The following is a 21350-nucleotide window of genomic DNA, read 5'->3' on the forward strand; positions in this document are numbered from 1 at the left end:
CCTAGTCTTCGCTCTTCGAGGAGGCCACTTCGCCGGCTTCCACGCGCTTGGAAAATTCAGTGTCCTCGCCGGCGGCGAGCAGCTTGGCCTGCTCGATCCAGCCGTCCCGTTCAATGCGGCCCTTGAATTTCAGTCGGCTGTCGACCCAGGCAACTTCGGCTGGACCCCACTTTGCGACCTGGTCGAAGTGATAAAATCCCAGCTCATGAAGCGTTGCTTCAAGTTTTGGCCCTACGCCTTTCAATTTCTTGAGATCATCCGCCTTACCGTCGCGCGGCACGGACAGCGTCTCGGGTGCCTTTTCATCCACGGAACCGGACTCGGCAGTTTCCGCCGGGGCTTTCGCCTTTTTGGCAGCAGGCTTGCTTTCTGCAGCCTTCGGCGCCTCCGGTTCTTTCTTTTCAGACGCTTTCGCCTTTGGCGCGGTCTTCTCGGCCGGTGCAGTCTCGGCCTTCGCTTCGGACTTCGCGGCAAAGGCTGCTCTTACCTTTTCTACGGCGTCTTCTGCAGGTGTCGGGACACCGTCATAGTCGTTGCCGCCGGAATTGATCGGCCCTCCGGCAAATGCATGCGAGGCCTTCTCCGCACCGTCGACAACATGCGCGACCGGCAGCGTCCCTTCAGTGGTGTCTTCAAGCTCGGTCAGGCTTGTCAGACCGCCTTCCGCCATTGCGAAGCGGCGGCCGTTCTGCGGTCCGGGCGTGACTTCATTCCCGGCGGCGATATCGTCAATCAGCTTCTCGAAGCTTTCCGGGGTCAGATCCTCATAGGTATCCTTGAAAATCTGAACCATCGGCGCGTTGACGCACGCTCCCAGGCACTCGACCTCTTCCCAGGAAAACATGCCGTCTTCCGAAATCTCGTGCATGTGCTTGGCAATGCGGGATTTGCAGACTTTGATCAGGTCTTCCGATCCGCGCAGCTGGCAAGGGGTTGTTCCGCACACCTGGATGTGCGCCTTCTTCCCGACCGGCTGCAGCTGGAACATTGTGTAGAAGGTTGCGACTTCCAGAACACGGATGTTTGGCATGTCGAGCAGGTCGGCAACATAGCGGATCGCCGGCTCGCTCACCCAGCCGTCATTCTGCTCTTGCGCACGCCACAACAGCGGAATCACCGCCGAGGCCTGACGGCCCGCCGGATACCGGTCAATCAGCTTGTTCGCCCACGAAAGATTCTTTTCCGTGAACTCGAAGCTGTCTGGTTGTTCCGCGGCAAGTCGGCGAACTGCCATGGTGTCATCCCCGTTTTAAAGTGCTGACAGCAGCCGGCATCGCCGCTGCCATGGTCACAATTTGCAGACGATGCAGCCGCATCAGCGGTCGACCTCGCCAAAAACAATATCCATTGAACCCAGAACCGCCGAGACGTCGGCAAGCATATGGCCCCGGCACAGGAAGTCCATGGCCTGCAGATGGGCATATCCGGGTGCCTTGATCTTGCACCGGTACGGCTTGTTGGTGCCGTCGGACACGAGATAGACGCCAAATTCGCCTTTCGGCGCTTCAACGGCGGCGTAAACCTCACCGGCGGGCACGTGGTAGCCTTCGGTATAGAGCTTGAAGTGATGAATCAGCGCTTCCATGGACCGCTTCATCTCACCGCGCTTCGGCGGCACGATCTTGCCGTCGACAGATGAGACAGGACCTGTCTCGACCGTCAGCTTTTCCAGACACTGCTTCATGATCCGGATCGACTGGCGCATTTCTTCCATGCGGATCAGGTAGCGGTCGTAGCAGTCGCCGTTCTTGCCGATCGGGATATCGAACTCCAGGTCCGAATAACACTCATATGGCTGCGACTTGCGCAGATCCCATGCAGCGCCGGAGCCGCGTACCATGACCCCGGAAAAGCCCCAGGCCCAGGCGTCATCCAGATCGACAACGCCGATATCGACGTTACGCTGCTTGAAGATGCGGTTGTCTGTCAGAAGACCTTCAATGTCGTCGAGTGTCTGCAGAAACGGATCGCAGAAGTCCCAGATGTCATCGAGAAGATCGCGCGGCAGATCCTGATGCACCCCGCCCGGGCGGACATAGGCCGCATGCATGCGCGCCCCGCAGGCGCGCTCGTAGAACACCATCAGCTCTTCGCGCGGCTCGAAGCCCCACAGGGGAGGCGTGAGCGCACCAACATCCATTGCCTGCGTCGTGACGTTCAGCAAATGCGAAAGGATACGGCCGATTTCGGAATAGAGCACACGCACAAGCTGGCCGCGCTTCGGCACCTCGATATCCAGCAGCCGCTCCACGGCCATCGCGAACGCATGTTCCTGGTTCATGGGCGCGACGTAGTCGAGGCGGTCGAAATAGGGCACGGCCTGAAGATAGGTCTTCTGTTCGATCAGCTTCTCGGTCCCACGGTGCAAAAGACCGATGTGCGGGTCGACACGGGTGACCACCTCGCCGTCGAGCTCCAGAACCAGACGCAGAACACCGTGCGCTGCCGGGTGCTGCGGGCCGAAGTTGATATTGAAATTTCTGACCTGAGCCTCAGCCATCTGGACCAGCCTTAGTTCGTCGTTGCTTTTTCATCGCCCGGAAGCACGTAATCGGTGCCCTCCCAGGGAGAAAGAAAGTCGAATGAGCGCATTTCCTGGTTGAGGCGCACCGGCTCGTAGACCACCCGCTTCTTTTCATCGTCATAACGCACTTCGACAAAACCGGTTACGGGAAAATCCTTGCGCAGCGGATGACCGTCGAAGCCGTAATCCGTCAGGATCCGGCGCAGATCGGGATGCCCGGTGAACAGAATCCCATACATGTCATAGGCTTCGCGCTCGAACCATTCAGCACCGGGAAAAAGCGGCGTGAGTGAAGCCACCTGCGTGTTTTCGTCGGTCGCCAGCTTGACGCGGATGCGCTGGTTCTGGACGGGCGACAGGAAGTGATAAACGACATCGAACCGCTTTTCGCGCGCAGGATAATCCACGCCGCAGATATCGGTCAGGTTCACGAACTTGCACGAACTGTTGTCACGCAGGAACCGCACCACATCCAGAATATCCGTCGCGTTCACCGTCAGCGTGATTTCACCATACTGCAGTTGCCAGGAGACGAGGGACTCACCCAGGCCAAGCTCGATATGCTCAGCGAGTTCCGTTAGCGTCTCGTCCATCGTGTTCAACCTCGCTCATCAGGCGTTTTCTGCAAGAGCAATCAACACCCGCCCACCAAAACTCAGCCGCGGAAAGCGGCTGGATTTACTAGCGTTCAATCGTTCCGGTTCGCCGGATCTTTTTCTGCAGAAGCAGGACACCGTAAAGTAGCGCCTCTGCGGTCGGAGGACAGCCCGGCACATAAATGTCTACCGGAACCACGCGATCACAGCCACGGACCACGGAATAGGAATAATGGTAATAACCGCCGCCATTCGCGCATGATCCCATAGAGATCACATAGCGCGGTTCGGGCATCTGGTCGTACACCTTGCGCAGGGCCGGCGCCATCTTGTTCGTCAGCGTTCCGGCAACGATCATCACGTCTGACTGGCGGGGCGACGCACGCGGCGCGAAACCGAAGCGTTCGGCGTCGTATCGCGGCATCGACATCTGCATCATCTCAACAGCGCAGCACGCCAGACCGAAAGTCATCCACATCAGCGAACCCGTGCGCGCCCATTGAATGAGGTTGTCGGTCGACGTGACAAGAAAGCCCTTGTCGGCGAGTTCATTATTCACTTCCAGGAAGAACGCGTCGTCTTCGCCGACAGGTTTTCCGGTGTTGGGATCGATGATGCCTTTCGGCTTCGGAGCAACAAGCGGATCGGTCGTGGTCAGTCCCATTCCAACGCTCCTTTTTTCCACTCGTAGATGAAGCCGACGGTCAGAACGCCAAGAAACACCATCATGGACCAGAACCCGTACCAGCCAAGTTCGCCGAAAACGGTCGACCACGGAAACAGGAAGGCGACTTCGAGGTCGAAAATGATGAACAGGATCGCGACGAGGTAAAACCGCACGTCAAACTTCATGCGCGCGTCATCGAATGCGTTGAAGCCGCACTCATACGCGGAGAGCTTTTCCGGATCCGGGTTCTTGTATGCCAGAAGGAAAGGAGAAATCAGCAGGGCGAGCCCGATAACGAGCGCAATGCCGATGAACACGACGATCGGGACATATTCCCGCAAGAGTTCTTCCATATCTTTCGCGTCCTTGCATCTGGAGTGGATCGAAGCTTGATCCTGAGTCAGGGCCCTCACCCATCGCCTGGAACACTGCCAAGTCGACCTGCACCCTCCAGTCGTTGAAACCAACATGCGAGCGCACGCTTATCTTACGACTTGTTGCAGCGCAAGACCCCTGTGTGGTCAAAGTCTTGCCATACTCGAAACAAATTCCCGGCGACCCCTGCCACCACCTGCATTTTAGCCGGTTTGTCCCGCCGGTAAAACTTTGCGTACGCGGAGCGCAATTATGCCGCACCCACCTTGGAATACCAGCCAAAACAAGAATCGGATTCAAGCCCAAAACGACTGGCGATTTGTGTCGAGGCGGACTTTTCGGATCAAATTCAGGTCAATTGAGAGATTTGCACGGGATCGGGCGGACGCAAAGAACGCGCACGCGCCCCGACGGCCACATTTAAGCTAGGAATTTTTCACACTGGAAGGGGACCGTGAGTGGCGCGAGTGACGGGGCTCGAACCCGCGACCTCCGGCGTGACAGGCCGGCACTCTAACCAACTGAGCTACACCCGCACATTCACGGTATATCGCCACGTCTCCTGCCTGGTACCGCAGTACCTTGAAGAGAGTGGCGCGAGTGACGGGGCTCGAACCCGCGACCTCCGGCGTGACAGGCCGGCACTCTAACCAACTGAGCTACACCCGCTTCGCTCGGCAACAGCGTGTTGCCGTGAAGTGGCGCTGATGTACGGCGGCTGAGATGCGAAGTCAAGCGTCCACGTGTGCGAAACATGTCGTTTTTGCGAAAGCTGACCAAAACCCGCATCGATGCGCGTCGGTCAGTATCACCGACATGTGGATAAACCTGCTAAGTGAAGGGTTGCCTGTGAGCAAATTGCATCTGGCAATAATCTTGGAACACATTGACGAAAAACGAATTTCCCGATCACGGATGCAATTTCCAGGTACGAGAATCAGCCGCGTCTTTGCACCGGAATGCAGGAGCGAAGTTTCCCGTTCCCGATTATTGCACGAGCGCGACTCCCGAACCCGGACAGTTTTGCTGCCAAAGTTCAAAGGTGCTTCTATTTCCGGAAGTGTGTCGGCCTAGGTACAGCCAACCAACTTTTCAAAGGTGGGGCTTTCGTCCCCACCTGCCACCATCGCCGATACACAGGGTCTCGGCTCAATCACTCGTGAAGGTGTAATTTACATTTTTGTCTGCACAGTCGCTGTATTCCGCCGTTATCCCGGGAACCGTGTCAGTCTTGCATTTCTTTGTTCCGTCCGTGAATTGCCAGATGACCGCGACGGATCCTTCTGTGCCCGTGTCCACGTCAAAGTGGACGTTCATGTGCACGTCATAAGCGCTACCTGAAGTCTTGAAGTGAATGTAATTGTTCTGCCCTGCTTTAATAGTGGCGGGAACGCTTTGTATATTCACTTGCTGATGGTTTTTAACGTGCCCATTTGTGAAGTCAAAACTGGTGTTGTTAAACACATGAAGCTTGTGTTCCTCGGAGGCGATCGCAAGAGATGTAAATCCAACAATCAAGCCAATTCCAGCCGCGATAGTACGCATGGCGTCTACCTTCCTTTTGTTTGAGAGCATTTCCGTAAAACAAAATCTTAGGTTGCATATTTGCGGCTTGAAGGCAACAGAAACGATCAAAAACGCCCGGAATTCCGCCATTTTTTTCCGGCCGGCTCAACGAATTACAACCGTGTGCAGCCCCTAAGTCTCGGGGTTATTTTGGTTTTCTCGAGAAAATTTTCGAAAGTAAGAACGGGAATCCATTTGAACGAACGGGTACGCCGATGTCGGTTGGCCAGCGCTATGCACGGATCCATCTGCAAGCCGATCATGTATGGACAGTTTTTTCGCTCTTTTCCTACACAAAGAAAAAATAGCGTTCTGCGCTTTGGCAATCACAAGGTTGCGCAAGCACCATGACCATGAAAGCACTTTCGCAAAGTGGGTGATCTAACGGCTGAAGCCGCTGGCAGGCGGAAAACCCCGTGAACGTCCCACCCAGCATGCCCGGGTCGACCAAACCGGATTGAGGCCTGTCGGCACACCGACCGAACAGGGGCCGTGAAACTGTCATTTGAAGAGAATGGTGGGCGATGAGAGACTCGAACTCCCGACATCTTCGGTGTAAACGAAGCGCTCTACCAACTGAGCTAATCGCCCTCAACGAGGTGAGACGCCTTTTAGGTGGTCCCTCCTCTCTTGGCAAGTACATTTTCAAAGAATTTTGTCTCTGTTTTTCTGGCTGTGGATGATTTGCGGATCTTGAATTCACAACGGGCTCCTGTGAAACAGGTTCCTTGAAACCCTTTCAGAATCAGAGATGTACAAAGGACAAGGGAGCCGGGTCATCAGACTGCCAGCCTCACGCATGAACCGGTCGACAAGCCAGGAGACAGCGCCGTTTTCTAGCGAAATCGATATGCGAATTTCAGCATTTCGGTCAGACCCTGCTGCGGGTTGTCGTCAGCGAGGCCATTCTGGGCGAAAAACCGGGCCAATCGCGCAATTCCGTGATGATCATCCGGCCCTCTTGGAGGGGCCTGCTCCATGAGTTTCGCAGCAATGATCCAGGACATGGTCCGGCGATACCGGGTCTTGTTGGCTGAAAACTCAGGGTTGCTGGCCGCGCGTTCGAACAGGCCCCCCATGCCTGGTTCACGGCATCATTGATCGCTTCTATGCGAATGAACCCCGCCTTGTTGGGGCTACGCGCCTTGTTCAGCAGGTGATCGATATTGTAGCCGGCCAGATCCTTGCGCGTTGCCTTCAGGCCGTAGACCTGGTTCACGAAACCAAGCCAAGCGTTCTGGTAGGAGGAATATCCCGCCCTCACCCAGACGCTGGTGTTTTCATCGGGATTTCCCGGTTTTCCGACGATCGCGACATTCTTCAGGCTGCGCCGCCCCGCCTTCTCCGTTTCGACCTCTTCGTCGAATTCATTCAGAAAAAAAAAGACGACCGAGGCAATCCGGGTGCTCGACCTGCACCTGTACCAGCGGGTTACGGACCCAGGCATCAAACAATGCCCTTTGTCGTCGCGCGATCAATGCCTGCAAGCTCATGGGTTACCACCACATGTTCATGATCTTTGGGACGTCCAGCCTATACCGAAAACGTCATAACAGACACGGACCAGGCCCGGATAGCGGCATTGAATACAAAAACCCCGCCCCCGAAATACGGGAACGGGGCTTTCAAGAAAGATCGCGCGTGTGAACTTATGCGTTCACAGCGTCTTTCAGGCCTTTGCCGGCCTTGAACTTCGGCGTCTTGGAAGCCGGGATCTGGATCGTTTCGCCAGTCCGCGGATTGCGGCCTTCAGTTGCAGCACGTGCGGAAACGGTGAAGTTGCCGAAGCCGATGATGCGCACTTCGTCGCCGCTTTTCAGCGTTTCCGTGACTGCTTCAAAAGTTGCGTCAACTGCTTCACCCGCCTGCGCCTTGGTGAGGCCGGTCTTTTCTGCAACAGCTGCGACCAGATCGTTCTTATTCATAGCAGATACCTTTCTAAGAAACGGCAGAGTGCCGACGATTCCTGTCAGCGCCGTTGCGCGAAATTCGGGCGAATTGACACGAAACGCAAGTGGTTTTTTCGCAGAAAACCGCCATTTCTACCGATTATTCAAAAGAAAAGCCCCGGAATCTCCGGGGCTCGTCGTTTTGTGCGGTGCAAACCGGGTTTTAGTGCGCCAAAACGCCCGACTTGTCCTTGTCCGATTCACTCGCCTTCGCGGCGGCTTCAGCGGCGCTTTCATCCCATTCGATCGGGTCAGGCAGACGAACAAGCGCGTTTTTCAACACCTCTTCCATACCGGAAACCGGGATGATCTCGAGGGAATTTTTCACCGAATCCGGTATGTCCGCCAGATCCTTCGCATTGTCTTCCGGGATCATCACAAGTTTGATCCCTCCGCGCAGAGCCGCCAGAAGCTTTTCCTTCAGACCGCCGATCGGCAGGACCCTGCCACGCAGCGTGATCTCACCGGTCATGGCAACATCCCTGCGTACCGGGATGCCGGTCATGGTCGAGATAACCGCCGTCGCCATGGCGATACCTGCAGACGGTCCGTCCTTCGGGGTCGCCCCTTCAGGCACGTGCACGTGGATGTCCTTCTTGTCGAAAAGCGGCGGTTCGATGCCGAAGTCGACAGCCCGCGAGCGAACATAAGATGCCGCCGCAGAGATGGATTCCTTCATGACGTCTTTCAGGTTGCCGGTGACGGTCATCTTGCCCTTGCCGGGCATCATGACCCCTTCGATCGTCAGGAGCTCACCACCGACTTCCGTCCATGCAAGACCCGTGACAACACCAACCTGGTCTTCCAGTTCGGCTTCACCATAGCGATACCGCGGCACACCGAGGTAATCCTCGACAACCTCGGGCGTCACCGTGATGCTTTCCTTGTCGCTCATCAGGATATCCTTGACCGCCTTTCGGGCCAGGGTCGCCATTTCACGTTCAAGGTTACGAACACCGGCTTCACGGGTGTAGCGGCGCACGACAAATTGCAGCGCGTCGTCTTCAATCGCGAATTCGCCTTCCCGAAGGCCATGATCCTTTTCGGCTTTCGGGATCAGGTGACGGCGGCAGATTTCGACCTTTTCCTCTTCCGTGTAACCGGCGATCCGGATGATCTCCATCCGGTCCATCAGGGGCCCGGGAATGTTGAGCGTGTTTGCCGTGGTGACGAACATCACGTCGGACAGGTCGTATTCGACCTCCAGGTAGTGATCCATGAAGGACGAGTTCTGTTCCGGATCGAGCACCTCAAGCAGCGCCGAAGACGGATCACCGCGGAAGTCCATGCCCATCTTGTCGATTTCGTCGAGCAGGAACAGCGGGTTGGACTTCTTCGCCTTCTTCATCGACTGGATGACTTTGCCCGGCATGGAGCCGATATAGGTCCGGCGGTGTCCCCTGATCTCAGCCTCGTCACGCACGCCGCCGAGCGACATGCGCACGAACTCACGTCCGGTCGCCTTCGCGATCGACTTGCCAAGAGACGTCTTGCCGACGCCTGGAGGTCCGACGAGGCAGAGGATTGGGCCGCGCAGCTTGTTGGCACGGCTCTGGACCGCGAGATACTCGACGATCCGCTCCTTGACCTTGTCCAGACCGTAGTGATCGGTGTCGAGAACCTTCTCGGCAAGCGCAAGATCGTGCTTCACCTTGGATTTCTTGTTCCAGGGAATGCCGATCAGCCAGTCCAGATAGTTGCGGACAACCGTCGCCTCCGCAGACATCGGACTCATCTGCTTGAGCTTCTTGATTTCCGCAGCCGCGCGCTCGCGCGCTTCCTTGGTCAGCTTGGTTTTCTTGATCTTTTCTTCAAGTTCGGCGACCTCGTCGCGGCCATCCTCGCTGTCGCCGAGTTCTTTCTGAATGGCCTTCATCTGCTCATTCAGATAGTACTCGCGCTGCGTCTTCTCCATCTGGCGCTTGACGCGCGAACGGATGCGCTTTTCCACCTGCAGAACGGAGATTTCACTCTCCATCATGCCCAGAACGCGCTCAAGACGCTCGGCAACCGAGACCACGCCGAGAATTTCCTGTTTCTCGGGGATCTTGATGGCAAGGTGGGAGGCGATCGTGTCTGCGAGTTTAGAATAGTCGTCGATCTGGTTTACGGCACCCAGAACCTCCGGCGACACTTTCTTGTTCAGCTTCACGTAGTTCTCGAACTCCGAAACGACGGAGCGAGCCAGGGCTTCGACTTCGATGTTTTCGCCATCGCGCTCGGGCAGAACCGTGGCGGAGGCTTCGAAATAGTCTGTCCGGTCAGTGTACTGGCCGATTTGCGCGCGCGCGCCACCTTCAACGAGCACCTTCACGGTGTTGTCGGGCAGTTTCAGGAGCTGCAGCACGGTCGCGAGCGTGCCGACATCGTATATCTGATCCGAATTCGGATCATCGTCGGCTGCATTCTTCTGGGTCGCCAGAAGAATGTGCTTGTCGGTCGTCATGACCTCTTCGAGCGCTTTGATCGATTTTTCACGGCCGACAAAGAGCGGAACGATCATGTGCGGAAACACGACAATGTCGCGAAGTGGCAGAACGGGATAGACAGAAGTGCTGTCTGCGTCGGTGGCGCGGATTTCTGCGTCGCTCATTTTTTTTCCTTTCTCAGCGTGTTCCGGCCCCATTCAAGAAAGCAACCGAAACACTGAAAAACGGCTTTCGGAAAAGTTTCCGACAGGCCGAACCGCAGCACCCCAAGCGAGCGTCCTGCAATTCGCACGAGCCGTCGTCAGTCCTATTAGGTGGACACCAGCACTGCCGGTGTCAAGGCAGGTTCTGTTCCCAAATCGGTCTAGTCTGTTGACGACCCGCACATCCGGTGGAAAACGTTTCGGCAGTTCGGGACCAATTTGCAGAAAACAAAATGCCGCTCGTTCGGAGCGGCATTTTTTTATCGTTTTATGGTGCAGGAAGACATGTTGTCAGGCGCTGGTTGCTGACGTTTCTTCCCGGTCTTCGTAGATGTAAAGCGGTCTTGCCTCGCCTTTGACAACCTCCGGCGAAATGACGACTTCCTTGACACCCTTGAGGCCCGGAAGCTCGTACATGGTATCCAGCAGGATGGATTCCAGGATCGACCGCAAACCGCGCGCGCCTGTCTTTCGCTCGATCGCCTTGCGTGCAATCGCCTTCAAGGCCTCGTCGTGGAATGCAAGTTCAACCTGTTCCATCTCGAACAGACGCTGATACTGCTTGACGAGCGCGTTTTTCGGCTCGGTCAGGATCGTGACCAGTGCATCTTCGTCGAGATCTTCCAGCGTCGCGATAACGGGAAGACGGCCCACAAATTCCGGAATCAGACCGAATTTCAGAAGATCTTCCGGTTCCAGTTCCGCAAACAATTCACCGATACGCCGGTCTTCGGGCGCTTCGACGCGTGCCTGGAAACCAATCGACGTCTGCGTGCCGCGATCAGAGATGATCTTGTCGAGCCCTGCGAACGCGCCACCGCAGATGAACAGGATGTTGGTCGTGTCCACCTGCAGGAATTCCTGCTGCGGGTGCTTACGGCCTCCCTGCGGCGGAACGGACGCGACCGTTCCTTCCATGATCTTCAGGAGGGCCTGCTGCACGCCTTCGCCGGAAACGTCACGCGTAATCGACGGATTGTCGGCCTTGCGGCTGATCTTGTCGACCTCATCGATATAGACGATGCCGCGCTGCGCCCGCTCGACATTGTAGTCGGCAGACTGAAGCAGCTTGAGGATGATGTTTTCGACATCTTCACCGACATAACCGGCTTCCGTCAGCGTGGTCGCATCGGCCATCGTGAACGGCACATCGAGGATGCGCGCGAGCGTCTGCGCCAGAAGCGTTTTGCCGCAGCCGGTCGGTCCGACGAGCAGAATGTTGGATTTTGCCAGTTCCACATCGTTGTTCTTCGACGCGTGGTTGAGGCGTTTGTAGTGGTTGTGAACGGCAACCGACAGGACCTTCTTCGCGCTGCCCTGCCCGATGACGTAATCATCCAGGACATCACGAATTTCCTGAGGGGTTGGGATACCGTCCCGTGACTTCACCAGTGAGGACTTGTTTTCCTCACGGATGATATCCATGCACAGCTCGACACATTCATCGCAAATGAAAACAGTCGGGCCGGCGATCAGCTTGCGAACTTCGTGCTGGCTTTTGCCGCAGAAGGAGCAGTAGAGCGTATTCTTTGAATCGCTGCCGCTGGCCTTGGTCATGTAGTCAACCTCGCGTTTGTGGGGCCTATCCCCATGTCGTTCCCGCCACGGCCAAATCGCGACGGGACCGGTTTGAAGGCGCCCGTCAAGGGCGCTGCTTCGCAATATAAGTCATCATGCTTCACCAATAAAAATCAATATAGGTTTAAGGTGAAGATGAAAACCCGGCATTAATCTGCCCGATAGCGATCTTTCGGCAGAATTCCGCATCCTTGCTTAAGACCGCCTTAGCAGACTTAGCTCTCCGCTTCACCGCCGAGGGTGGTGCGATCGCTGATCACATTGTCTACGATACCGAATTCCTTGGCCTTTTCGGCGGTCATGAAGTTGTCGCGCTCGAGCGCTTCTTCAACCTGATCAAGGCTCTGACCGGTGTGCTTCACGTAGATTTCATTGAGCCGGCGCTTCATCGCCAGGATTTCCTGTGCATGAAGCATGATGTCGGCTGCCTGTCCTCTGAAGCCGCCGGAAGGCTGATGCACCATCACGCGGGCATTGGGCAGAATGAATCGCATGTCCTTCTGGCCGGCGGCCAGCAGCAGTGACCCCATCGAGGCCGCCTGGCCGATGCAGAGCGTCGATACCGCCGGGCGGATGAATTGCATCGTGTCGTAGATCGCAAGACCGGAGGTGACCAGACCGCCCGGCGAATTGATGTAGATTGCGATTTCTTTGGTCGGGTTATCGGCTTCCAGATACAGAAGCTGCGCGCTTACCAGGGTTGCCATGTGATCCTCAACCGGACCGGTGAGGAAAATGATGCGCTCCTTCAGCAGGCGCGAAAAGATATCGAAGGCCCTCTCGCCGCGATTCGTCTGCTCGACGACCATCGGCACGAGAGTGTTCATGTAGATATCGACAGGATCCTTCATACCTCATCCATATGCTTGAGATGATGTCCGGTGACACCGGACTGGACACAGGCCCTTGAAGCGCATCGATCAGGGGCCCGACTCGAAAAAAGCGACAACCCGTATATATGGGATGTCGCCCTTAACGCAAATTCATGGCAGATGCGACATGAAGGCAAGGTTAAAGCCGCTGCCGCATCTGGGGATATCAGGCCGGTGCTCAGGCGTCGTCTTCGTCTTCGGCAACCAGCTTTTCAAGCTCTTCCTTGGTAACCGTCTTGTCGGTGACCTTGGCGAGTTCAAGCATGAAGTCGACGACTTTTTCCTCGTAGATCGGAGCACGTAGCGAGGCCAGCGCCTGCTGGTTGTTCTTGTAGTATTCGAACACCTGCTGCTCCTGGCCCGGGAACTGGCGGACGCGGTCATAAAGCGCACGCTGCAGTTCTTCGTCCGTTACCTGGATGTCGTTCTTTTCGCCGATTTCGGAAAGAACCAGGCCGAGACGCACGCGCCGCTCGGCGATCTTGCGGTATTCCGCCTTCGCTTCTTCCTCGGTCGTGTCTTCGTCCTCGAAGGTCTTTTCGTTGCGCTTCATGTCGTCCTCGACCTGGCGCCAGACGATCTCGAACTCGGAATCCAGAAGTTTCTCGGGAAGTTCGAAGGAATAGTGCTCGTCGAGCTTGTCGAGCAGCTGGCGCTTGACGCGCTGACGGGTCATCTGGCCAAACTGGCTCTCGATCTGACCGCGAACGATTTCTTTCAGCTTGTCCAGCGACTCAAGGCCGAGACCGGTTGCGAATTCATCGTCGATCGTGACTTCACCCGGTGCCGCGACTTCCTTCACTTCGACATCGAAGGTCGCAGCCTTGCCGGCAAGGTGCGCCGCCGGATAGTCCTCGGGGAAGCTCACTTCAACCACTTTTGTGTCGCCTGCCTTCAGACCGACAAGCTGCTCCTCGAAGCCCGGGATGAACTGACCGGAGCCGAGTACCAGCTGACCGTTTTCGTCTGCACCGCCGTCAAAGGGTTCGCCGTCGATCTTGCCCAGGTAAGACATGGTCACCCGGTCGCCGTCTTCGGCCGCACCGTCCTTGGTGTCGAACGGCGTGTTGTTCTTGGCGATGTCGGCCACCTGCGTGTCGACTTCCTCATCCGCGATCTCGACGACCGGACGCTCGATTTCAAAACCGGCAAAGTCGACAATTTCGAAGACCGGAAGCACGTCGTAGGTCATTTTGAACGACAGATCGGCATCTCCGGCCATGATCTTCTCGGCTTCTTCTTCCGGAAGATCGATTTCAGGCGTCAAAGCCGGGCGCTCGGAGCGCTCTTCGACAGCTTTCTGGGTGGTTTCCTGGATGGTGTTCGACAGGATTTCCGCCATGGCCTGACGGCCATACATCTTTTTCAGGTGCGCGACAGGCACTTTGCCCGGACGGAAACCTTTGATGTTGGCCTTGGACTTCAGGTCCGCCATGTAGTCTTCGAGCTTGGTGGCAAGATCACCAGCCGGAATATCGATTTTGAGCTCTCGCTTGAGGCCCTCGGAGAGGGTTTCGGTTACCTGCATGGGTTTTTTCGTCCTCGGTCCCGAGCGGCAATTCGCTCCGGAGGTTTTGTTTTAAATCCCGTGTGCCGCACCGCCTGCACCTTCCTTTTTTCGAAAGCGTTCCAATAGCGGCGCCTCACCCCGAAGCGGACTCCGGGGCGCACGATGGGAGCGCGATAAAGCGTGGGGCCGAAAGTGTCAAGGGCAGACAGCCGAAATTGCCCGCAATTGCCCCCGATTCAGCGCGCGGTTTCGATGCGGAACAAAGCCCCCCGCGCACGGTGGCACAAGACCTTCGCAAGCCGCCGTTCGATGCTGATCGTCACAAGGAAAGCGGCGGCGGCTGATGACGGGTCGGGTTCATGGCTTCGACTTCGACGCGATACAGCTTGTTGCCCTTTCCGCCTGAATACATGAGCGCGTCGGTGAAGGGATTGTGCGACTCGGGCTGAACGATATCGTGGCCATGCGTATAAATCTGACCGATGAGCATATGTCCCACCTCGTGGCAAAGCGTGTGCGCCAGACCATTCACACCCGTGAACCGGCCGATCGAACGGTCGCGCATGACGCACATTCCTGAAGCGCTGTTCATCGCTCCCCAGACCGACACCGGCCGCTTGCCTTCTTCCACCGTGCTTCTCATGTTGCGGACAATGAAAAGATTGACCGTCTTGACGTGATCGGCCCCGTGCGGCTGTGAAAAGGTCCTGTCTTTCAAGAATGGCCGCAGATACTTGAATTCGTCCTTCTTGTCGTCAAAGCCATCTCCGCGCACGATTGCACCCAGGTGTTTGCCGATATCCTTGTGCGAAAGCTCCGTTTGCCCTTTCAGATCGAATTCGACATTGCACTGCGGCCGCAGGATCTCCGAATTCGCTATCTTCAGGACCGTCCTGAGCTCGCTCGAAGACACCCGCGATTTCATTCCGGGCCCGTGTTCGACATGAAACACGAACAGCGGCACGACCCGCAAAGGTTTCACGGAGACGTAGATGCGCAAGTGCCTGCCATTCTGAACAAGATCGAGCTTGCAGTTCTTGCAAGGATTCAGCCCCTTGATGGTCAATGTCCGGCCGGTCACGGAGACCTTGACAAGTTCTTCCTTTTTGAACGACCGGACGACGCCGTCCTCACCGAAACCCTTGCTGACAAACTGAACGGGCTCTTCGGAGGAAATTCCGAGCCTGATTGATCTCTCACTTCCGTGCGGAATCATGATCCAGGCACCGTCCCGGTCCACAGGCGTCGAAACCTTCGACGGTCCGAGCACCTGCGCCGGCGCGGGATATGTATCAAACCCGCCCGCCAGATCCGTCGGGCCGTGCACCGGAATCTTGGGCATGTCCTCTGGCGGGACCGGCTTGACCGGATCGGGTTTGTTCGGCTTGTCAGGTTTGTCCGGATCGGGCTTGTCAGGCGTGACCGTCCACTTCTGCTTCGACGCCGGGTCGTTCAGGGCCCGGATCGTTTTCGCGCCCGGATCGACCCGAAAATCGGGAAACTGAAACCCCAGGACATGGCTCTGGAAATCGCCGATCCTCTCCTTGGTGTTCGGCCCGTAAAACCCGTCTTCGACCAACTTGGTTCTTTTCGGATCGAGAAGAAGGTTCAGTTGGGTCTGAACCTTTCTGACATCCGCGATGTTGTTCTGTGCCCGGTATCCGACAGAACGCTCAATCTGTATTCTTGGCAGGCTGCTCATGACTGACTCCAGATGGCGGTTAGCCCCCCACAACCCGAAGCAATATCGTAAAGTTCGCACACTCTTAGTTGAGATCCGCCGCCTTGGAGGTGATGAAGATCACGTCTTGTCGACGCAGCTTTGATTTGGTCCAGGAAAACACCCGGCGCTCAATGCCGCTTTGCAAGGCAGGGGTTTGACCTGCGCTATCTTTGGCTTAGAACAGGAGCACACGATGTCCTCCAACAAACGGATCTGGCGACCGCGCTCCGGTGCTTTCACCGCCCCAGGTGACAAGCCAGTTCTCGTTCTTTCAAGCGCTTAGAGGTAGAAATGGAACAACGCAGTCTGGGTGCAAACGGGCCTGAGATCAGCGCTATCGGGTATGGTGCGATGTCTTTTTCCGACATGTACGGCGCGACCAACGAGGCGGAGAGCCACGCGGTTCTCGACGCCTGCCGCGATCTCGGCGTGACCCATCTGGACACGGCGAACATCTACGGCATGGGCAAATCGGAAAACGCCATCGGGAGCTACCTGAAAGCCAACCCCGGGGCCCGGGACGAGTTCATCATCGCCACCAAGGCGACGATCACCAAGGATGCTGAAGGCAACCGCGCCTTCGACAATTCGGCAGAGCACCTTGAAGCCGAGCTCGACAAGTCCCTGGAGCGGCTGGGTATTGATTGCGTCGACCTTTTTTACGCGCACCGCCGCGACACAAGGTTCACGCCGGAAGAAACGGCGGCAAATCTCGGCCGGCTGGTTGAAAAAGGCAAGACACGCGCAATCGGGCTCTCGGAAATCTCACCCTCCACGCTTCGCCGCGCCATGACCGCGTATCCTGTCGCCGCCGTTCAGTCGGAATATTCGCTGTCCACCCGCGCGCCCGAACTCGGGCTCGTGCAGGCCTGCGCTGAGCTTGGCGTTGCCATGGTCGCCTTTTCGCCGGTCGGACGTTCACTGCTGACCGACCACCCGATACCGGCCGAAAGGATCAGTCAGATCCCCTTTCTGGCCGGCAACCCGCGTTTCATGGAACCCAACCTTTCGGAAAACCTGCGCATCATGGAAGGCTTCCGCAAACTTGCGGCCGACATGGGCACGAATGCGGCCGGTCTTGCCAATGCCTGGCTGCTTGCGCGCGGACCCCATGTCATCCCGATCCCCGGCACGCGCTCGGTCGATCACCTGCGCGAATGCCTTTCCGGCGCGGCCCTGAAACTTACCCAGACCGACCTTGACCGGATCGAAGCCGCCCTGCCCGTCGGCTGGGCCCATGGTGACCGCTATTCCGAACAGCAGTGGATCGGACCTGAGCGGTATTGCTGAGAAAAAGCCACCGCTCGCGGTGCGAAGATCGCAAATGAGATGGGAGCAATAGCGTTTAAGTTGGTGCGGATGGAGGGACTTGAACCCCCACGCCTTGCGGCACCAGAACCTAAATCTGGCGTGTCTGCCAATTTCACCACATCCGCATCGCATCAGGCCAAAGGCCCTGTGCTCAAGGCGGGGCCTCTATAGCACCGCAGGTTTTTCCGTCAAAGGAAAAAGATGGCTTCATCGCAATCCTGCGCCGCGCTTGTCCACAAGCCAGGCAATGGCCGGCCTGAGCGCTGCACCCAGATCCTCCGCGATAAGCCCGGGCCCCATCTTTCTGGCTGCCTCACCGTGAAGCCAGACAGCCTGACACGCAGCCTCGAACGCAGGCACGCCCTGAGCGAGCAGACCCGTAACAATGCCGGCAAGAACGTCGCCGGACCCGGCCGTTGCCAGCCACGGCGGCGCGTTCGCGTTGATCGCAGCGCGCCCATCCGGCGATGCGATCACCGTATCCGGCCCTTTCAGAACGACCGTGGCTCCGGAAAGAACCGCCCCTTGCCGTGCCCGCAAAAGCTTGTCGCCCTCAAATTCCGGAAACAGGCGGGAAAATTCGCCTTCATGCGGCGTCAGCACAACCGGTGCGGAAGATCCGCCTATCTGTTCGAACAGGTGTTCGGGCTTTTCCGCAAAGCTGGTCAGGGCGTCGGCATCCAGCACCAGGGCACGCCCGGTCTTCAAAAGCTGCCCGACGACATCTTGCGTCTGCGGTCCGACGCCGAATCCCGGCCCTATGAGGAGAGCATTCAGCCGCTCATCGGCGAGAAAGTCCGCGATGGCCTCCGCATCTGCCACCTTTTTCAGCATCACTGCCGTCAAGTGGCTCGCATTAACCATCAGGGCATCGGGTGGCGATGCCAGGGTCACAAGCCCTGCTCCCACCCTGAGCGCGGCACCCGCCGACAGCCGGGCAGCGCCGGTCGCGGACATTGGACCGCCGAACACCACGGCGTGGCCCTTGGAATATTTGTGCCCGTTCACAGACGGCATCGGCCACGCGTCGATCCAGAGATCCGGACCGTTTTCAAATGTTTTCGGATCGATCTCGCCAAGCGTTGCCGGTTCGATACCGATATCCGCAACCTTTGTCGACCCGCACAGACCACGGCCGGGAAAGAGAACGTGTCCGGGCTTTTTCCTGAAGAATGTGACGGTCGCCCGCGACTTGAGCGCCTCACCCAGAACTGCGCCGGTGGCCCCACTCAGGCCGGAGGGAAGATCGACGGCGACCACGGGAACAGCGGAACGATTGATCCTGCCGACAAGATCGAGAACAGCTCCGGACAGGGGGCGGTCCAGCCCGGCCCCGAACAGGGCATCGACAACAAGATCGGCAGACCCGAGATCGTCCAGAAGGTCATTTGAAACACCATCGCCGGTCGACACGTATGAAATCGTGTTGCGCATGTTCGAATTCATGCGTGCGAACGCCTCCAGCGCGTCACCCTTGAGCGTGTCCGGCGGCTTCAACAGGCAAAGACTGACACAGTGACCCGACATGGCCAGGCAACGCGCGGCGATAAAGCCGTCCCCCCCGTTGTTGCCAGGTCCACAAATCACCAGGATTTTTGCACCGGCAGGCAGCAACTCGGCCGCCGTTCTTGCAACCGCTTGCCCTGCCCGCTCCATCAGATCTATCCCGGGCACGCCACCTTCGATGGTCAGCCGGTCCGCGCGGCCCATCTCTTCCGGCGTCAGCAGAACCGCAGCCGCTTTTCCACTTTCTGATGTCATGACAAACGCAATCTCCACGCCGGAATGGGCCAGACGGCCCGGTCATCTTTTTATGGAATTTCATCCGCCCGATGACAAGCAACCGATCAGTTGCACATGATTTAATCATTTAGCCTATTTTTTGATCAGCAAACTGCTGATACACAAGAGGTTCCTCGCCCCGCGCAACCCGAATTGCCGCTTTTCTTGGCGGTTTTCCCGGATTTCCATTTTGACGACAGGGACAACGCCCGGTTGGCACACATCGTGCTTAGGCACTGGCATCGGTATTCGCCGGTGCACGGGAGCGCTTGCCTTCAAGTCATCGGCCAAAAACGAGCCTGCCGACATTTCCGGCATGTAATTGGAGAGAGAAACAAGGTGATGAAAAAGATCGAAGCGATCATTAAGCCCTTCAAGCTCGATGAGGTCAAAGAGGCCTTGCAGGAAGTTGGCCTTCAGGGCATCACCGTGACCGAGGCAAAAGGTTTCGGCCGCCAGAAGGGCCATACGGAGCTTTACAGAGGCGCCGAATATGTCGTCGATTTTCTCCCGAAGGTGAAAGTTGAAATCGTCCTCGGTGACGACATGGTCGAAAAAGCAGTTGACGCCATCCGTTCGGCTGCGCAAACAGGGCGCATCGGCGACGGCAAGATTTTCGTTTCGAATATTGAGGAAGCTGTTCGCATCCGTACCGGCGAGTCCGGTATCGACGCCATCTGACCCACCGAATTCCGGCATCCGCCGGTAAACCGAACTCCGGCCTTGTCAAACAGAGATAAATGGAAGCCTCTGAAGGCCCGGACCCAAACCCACCGTTCACAAGATAATCAAAGGGATGGACATAATGACCACTGCCGCTGACGTCCTTAAGGAAATTCAGGAAAAGGACGTGAAATTCGTCGACCTGCGCTTTACCGACCCGCGCGGAAAAATGCAGCACGTCACCATGGACGCTGCTCTTGTCGACGAAGACATGTTTGCAGAAGGCGCAGCATTCGATGGCTCGTCCATCGCTGGCTGGAAGGCCATCAACGAGTCCGACATGATGCTGATCCTCGATCCGGAAACAGTGCACATGGACCCGTTCTTCGCGCAGTCCACCATGGCGATTTTCTGCGACATCATCGACCCGATCACCGGTGAAGGCTACAACCGCGATCCGCGCATGACCGCCAAGAAGGCTGAAGCCTACGTCAAGTCCGGCGGCTTTGGCGACACCATCTATTTCGGCCCGGAAGCTGAATTCTTCATGTTCGACGACGTCCGCTTCACCGCCGACCCGTACAACACGGGCTTCGTCCTGGACAGCTCCGAACTGCCCTCCAACATGGGCTCCGAGTACGAGACCGGCAACCTCGGTCACCGTCCGCGCACCAAGGGCGGCTACTTCCCGGTTCCGCCGGTTGACAGCGCACAGGACATCCGTTCCGAGATGCTCTCCGTCATGGGTGAAATGGGCGTGCCGACTGAAAAGCACCACCACGAAGTGGCCGCTGCTCAGCACGAACTCGGCATGAAGTTCGACACTCTCACCCGCTGCGCAGACAACATGCAGGTCTACAAGTATGTTGTTCACCAGGTCGCACACGCTTACGGCAAGACGTCCACCTTCATGCCGAAGCCGGTTTTCGGCGACAACGGCACGGGCATGCACTGCCACCAGTCGATCTGGAAAGACGGCGACCCGGTCTTTGCCGGCAACCAGTATGCCGACCTGTCCGAGACCTGCCTTTACTACATCGGCGGTGTCCTGAAGCACGCGAAAGCCCTGAACGCTTTCACCAACCCGTCCACCAACTCCTACAAGCGTCTGGTCCCGGGTTACGAAGCACCGGTTCTGCTGGCTTACTCCTCGCGTAACCGGTCCGCGTCCTGCCGCATTCCGTTCACGTCTTCCCCGAAGGCGAAACGCATCGAGGTCCGTTTCCCGGATCCGACGGCAAACCCGTACCTCTGCTTCTCCGCTCTGCTGATGGCTGGCCTCGACGGCATCAAGAACAAGATCCATCCGGGCGACGCAATGGACAAGAACCTCTACGACCTGCCGGCAGAGGAACTGGCCGAGATCCCGACGGTTTGCGGCTCGCTGCGTGAAGCTCTCGAGAGCCTCGATGCAGACCGCGAGTTCCTGAAGTCCGGTGGTGTGTTCGACGACGACCAGATCGACGCCTACATCGAACTGAAGATGGAAGAAGTCGAACGTTTCGAAATGACGCCGCACCCGGTCGAATTCGACATGTACTACTCCGTCTAAGAGCACCCGCTCTTTTCGACACGAAACCCCGGCCGGAAGGCCGGGGTTTT

Annotated in this window: 17 protein-coding genes and 4 tRNA genes; 3 read left to right on the top strand and 18 right to left on the bottom strand. The window is 57.3% G+C overall.

Features of this window, described 5'->3' with window-relative positions; all coding sequences use genetic code 11:
* Position 1 precedes the first annotated feature (1 nt).
* The 16 genes from RBB49_RS15395 to RBB49_RS15470 all read right to left on the bottom strand — a co-directional run bounded on the left by RBB49_RS15395 (position 2) and on the right by RBB49_RS15470 (position 15971).
* Positions 2-1234 (bottom strand): NADH-quinone oxidoreductase subunit E, encoded by a 1233-nt coding sequence (locus RBB49_RS15395; RefSeq protein ID WP_306143742.1) that lies wholly within the window; start codon positions 1232-1234, stop codon positions 2-4.
* A gap of 81 nt (positions 1235-1315) precedes the next feature.
* Positions 1316-2500 carry an NADH-quinone oxidoreductase subunit D gene (locus RBB49_RS15400; RefSeq protein WP_306143743.1) on the bottom strand — a complete coding sequence of 395 codons (1185 nt, stop codon included), beginning with the start codon at positions 2498-2500 and terminating at the stop codon, positions 1316-1318.
* A gap of 11 nt (positions 2501-2511) precedes the next feature.
* Positions 2512-3117, bottom strand: a complete 606-nt coding sequence (locus RBB49_RS15405; RefSeq protein WP_306143744.1) for an NADH-quinone oxidoreductase subunit C — start codon at positions 3115-3117, stop codon at positions 2512-2514.
* Between the two features lie 88 nt (positions 3118-3205).
* Positions 3206-3784, bottom strand: a complete 579-nt coding sequence (locus tag RBB49_RS15410; protein WP_306143745.1) for an NADH-quinone oxidoreductase subunit B family protein — start codon at positions 3782-3784, stop codon at positions 3206-3208.
* Positions 3775-4140, bottom strand: coding sequence for an NADH-quinone oxidoreductase subunit A (locus RBB49_RS15415; RefSeq protein WP_306143746.1), 366 nt, complete (start codon positions 4138-4140; stop codon positions 3775-3777). The genes RBB49_RS15410 and RBB49_RS15415 overlap by 10 nt, the downstream gene beginning before the upstream one ends.
* Before the next feature lie 481 nt (positions 4141-4621).
* Positions 4622-4698, bottom strand: a tRNA-Asp gene (locus RBB49_RS15420).
* Positions 4699-4754: 56 nt separating this feature from the next.
* Positions 4755-4831: transfer RNA gene (locus RBB49_RS15425), tRNA-Asp, on the bottom strand.
* Positions 4832-5311: 480 nt separating this feature from the next.
* Positions 5312-5707, bottom strand: a complete 396-nt coding sequence (locus RBB49_RS15430; RefSeq protein WP_306143747.1) for a hypothetical protein — start codon at positions 5705-5707, stop codon at positions 5312-5314.
* A gap of 536 nt (positions 5708-6243) precedes the next feature.
* Positions 6244-6319, bottom strand: a tRNA-Val gene (locus RBB49_RS15435).
* Positions 6320-6599: 280 nt separating this feature from the next.
* Positions 6600-7175 (bottom strand): hypothetical protein, encoded by a 576-nt coding sequence (locus RBB49_RS15440; protein ID WP_306143748.1) that lies wholly within the window; start codon positions 7173-7175, stop codon positions 6600-6602.
* Between the two features lie 202 nt (positions 7176-7377).
* The gene (locus RBB49_RS15445) at positions 7378-7653 is read right to left on the bottom strand and encodes an HU family DNA-binding protein (protein ID WP_306143749.1); all 276 of its coding nucleotides are present in this window, start codon (positions 7651-7653) and stop codon (positions 7378-7380) included.
* 187 nt (positions 7654-7840) lie between these two features.
* Positions 7841-10270 carry an endopeptidase La gene (gene lon / locus RBB49_RS15450; protein WP_306143750.1) on the bottom strand — a complete coding sequence of 810 codons (2430 nt, stop codon included), beginning with the start codon at positions 10268-10270 and terminating at the stop codon, positions 7841-7843.
* 330 nt (positions 10271-10600) lie between these two features.
* A complete protein-coding gene (gene clpX, locus RBB49_RS15455; RefSeq protein WP_306143751.1) occupies positions 10601-11866 on the bottom strand; it encodes an ATP-dependent Clp protease ATP-binding subunit ClpX in 1266 nt (421 codons plus the stop codon).
* A 236-nt stretch (positions 11867-12102) separates the two neighbouring features.
* Entirely contained in the window at positions 12103-12738 is a 636-nt protein-coding gene (locus RBB49_RS15460; RefSeq protein WP_306143752.1) for an ATP-dependent Clp protease proteolytic subunit, read from the bottom strand.
* A 199-nt stretch (positions 12739-12937) separates the two neighbouring features.
* On the bottom strand, positions 12938-14287 hold the full coding sequence (tig, locus tag RBB49_RS15465; protein ID WP_306143753.1) for a trigger factor: 1350 nt from the start codon (positions 14285-14287) through the stop codon (positions 12938-12940).
* A gap of 301 nt (positions 14288-14588) precedes the next feature.
* Positions 14589-15971: a hypothetical protein gene (locus tag RBB49_RS15470; protein ID WP_306143754.1), complete on the bottom strand. Its 1383-nt coding sequence runs from the start codon at positions 15969-15971 to the stop codon at positions 14589-14591.
* Positions 15972-16283: 312 nt separating this feature from the next.
* Between RBB49_RS15470 and RBB49_RS15475 the strand changes: the two genes are divergently transcribed.
* Positions 16284-17282 carry an aldo/keto reductase gene (locus RBB49_RS15475; protein ID WP_306143755.1) on the top strand — a complete coding sequence of 333 codons (999 nt, stop codon included), beginning with the start codon at positions 16284-16286 and terminating at the stop codon, positions 17280-17282.
* A gap of 61 nt (positions 17283-17343) precedes the next feature.
* Here RBB49_RS15475 and RBB49_RS15480 read toward each other — a convergent pair.
* Together RBB49_RS15480 and RBB49_RS15485 are read right to left on the bottom strand one after the other, a co-directional pair.
* A tRNA-Leu gene (locus tag RBB49_RS15480) sits at positions 17344-17428 on the bottom strand.
* An 82-nt stretch (positions 17429-17510) separates the two neighbouring features.
* Positions 17511-19064, bottom strand: coding sequence for an NAD(P)H-hydrate dehydratase (locus tag RBB49_RS15485; RefSeq protein WP_306143756.1), 1554 nt, complete (start codon positions 19062-19064; stop codon positions 17511-17513).
* 363 nt (positions 19065-19427) lie between these two features.
* Between RBB49_RS15485 and RBB49_RS15490 the strand changes: the two genes are divergently transcribed.
* Together RBB49_RS15490 and glnA are read left to right on the top strand one after the other, a co-directional pair.
* Positions 19428-19766 (top strand): P-II family nitrogen regulator, encoded by a 339-nt coding sequence (locus RBB49_RS15490; RefSeq protein ID WP_006934743.1) that lies wholly within the window; start codon positions 19428-19430, stop codon positions 19764-19766.
* Between the two features lie 124 nt (positions 19767-19890).
* Positions 19891-21300 (top strand): type I glutamate--ammonia ligase, encoded by a 1410-nt coding sequence (gene glnA, locus RBB49_RS15495; protein ID WP_306143757.1) that lies wholly within the window; start codon positions 19891-19893, stop codon positions 21298-21300.
* Positions 21301-21350: the final 50 nt, after the last annotated feature.

Origin of the sequence: Roseibium sp. MMSF_3412 (genome assembly GCF_030733265.1) — a bacterium.
Classification (GTDB): domain Bacteria; phylum Pseudomonadota; class Alphaproteobacteria; order Rhizobiales; family Stappiaceae; genus Roseibium.

Bases quoted from the DNA above. Each gene is read 5' to 3' on its own strand.
- RBB49_RS15395 (WP_306143742.1), bottom strand. From the start codon at position 1,234: ATGGCAGTTCGCCGACTTGCCGCGGAACAACCAGACAGCTTCGAGTTC.
- RBB49_RS15400 (WP_306143743.1), bottom strand. From the start codon at position 2,500: ATGGCTGAGGCTCAGGTCAGAAATTTCAATATCAACTTCGGCCCGCAG.
- RBB49_RS15405 (WP_306143744.1), bottom strand. From the start codon at position 3,117: ATGGACGAGACGCTAACGGAACTCGCTGAGCATATCGAGCTTGGCCTG.
- RBB49_RS15410 (WP_306143745.1), bottom strand. From the start codon at position 3,784: ATGGGACTGACCACGACCGATCCGCTTGTTGCTCCGAAGCCGAAAGGC.
- RBB49_RS15415 (WP_306143746.1), bottom strand. From the start codon at position 4,140: ATGGAAGAACTCTTGCGGGAATATGTCCCGATCGTCGTGTTCATCGGC.
- RBB49_RS15430 (WP_306143747.1), bottom strand. From the start codon at position 5,707: ATGCGTACTATCGCGGCTGGAATTGGCTTGATTGTTGGATTTACATCT.
- RBB49_RS15440 (WP_306143748.1), bottom strand. From the start codon at position 7,175: ATGCCTGGGTCCGTAACCCGCTGGTACAGGTGCAGGTCGAGCACCCGG.
- RBB49_RS15445 (WP_306143749.1), bottom strand. From the start codon at position 7,653: ATGAATAAGAACGATCTGGTCGCAGCTGTTGCAGAAAAGACCGGCCTC.
- lon (WP_306143750.1), bottom strand. From the start codon at position 10,270: ATGAGCGACGCAGAAATCCGCGCCACCGACGCAGACAGCACTTCTGTC.
- clpX (WP_306143751.1), bottom strand. From the start codon at position 11,866: ATGACCAAGGCCAGCGGCAGCGATTCAAAGAATACGCTCTACTGCTCC.
- RBB49_RS15460 (WP_306143752.1), bottom strand. From the start codon at position 12,738: ATGAAGGATCCTGTCGATATCTACATGAACACTCTCGTGCCGATGGTC.
- tig (WP_306143753.1), bottom strand. From the start codon at position 14,287: ATGCAGGTAACCGAAACCCTCTCCGAGGGCCTCAAGCGAGAGCTCAAA.
- RBB49_RS15470 (WP_306143754.1), bottom strand. From the start codon at position 15,971: ATGAGCAGCCTGCCAAGAATACAGATTGAGCGTTCTGTCGGATACCGG.
- RBB49_RS15475 (WP_306143755.1), top strand. From the start codon at position 16,284: ATGGAACAACGCAGTCTGGGTGCAAACGGGCCTGAGATCAGCGCTATC.
- RBB49_RS15485 (WP_306143756.1), bottom strand. From the start codon at position 19,064: ATGACATCAGAAAGTGGAAAAGCGGCTGCGGTTCTGCTGACGCCGGAA.
- RBB49_RS15490 (WP_006934743.1), top strand. From the start codon at position 19,428: ATGAAAAAGATCGAAGCGATCATTAAGCCCTTCAAGCTCGATGAGGTC.
- glnA (WP_306143757.1), top strand. From the start codon at position 19,891: ATGACCACTGCCGCTGACGTCCTTAAGGAAATTCAGGAAAAGGACGTG.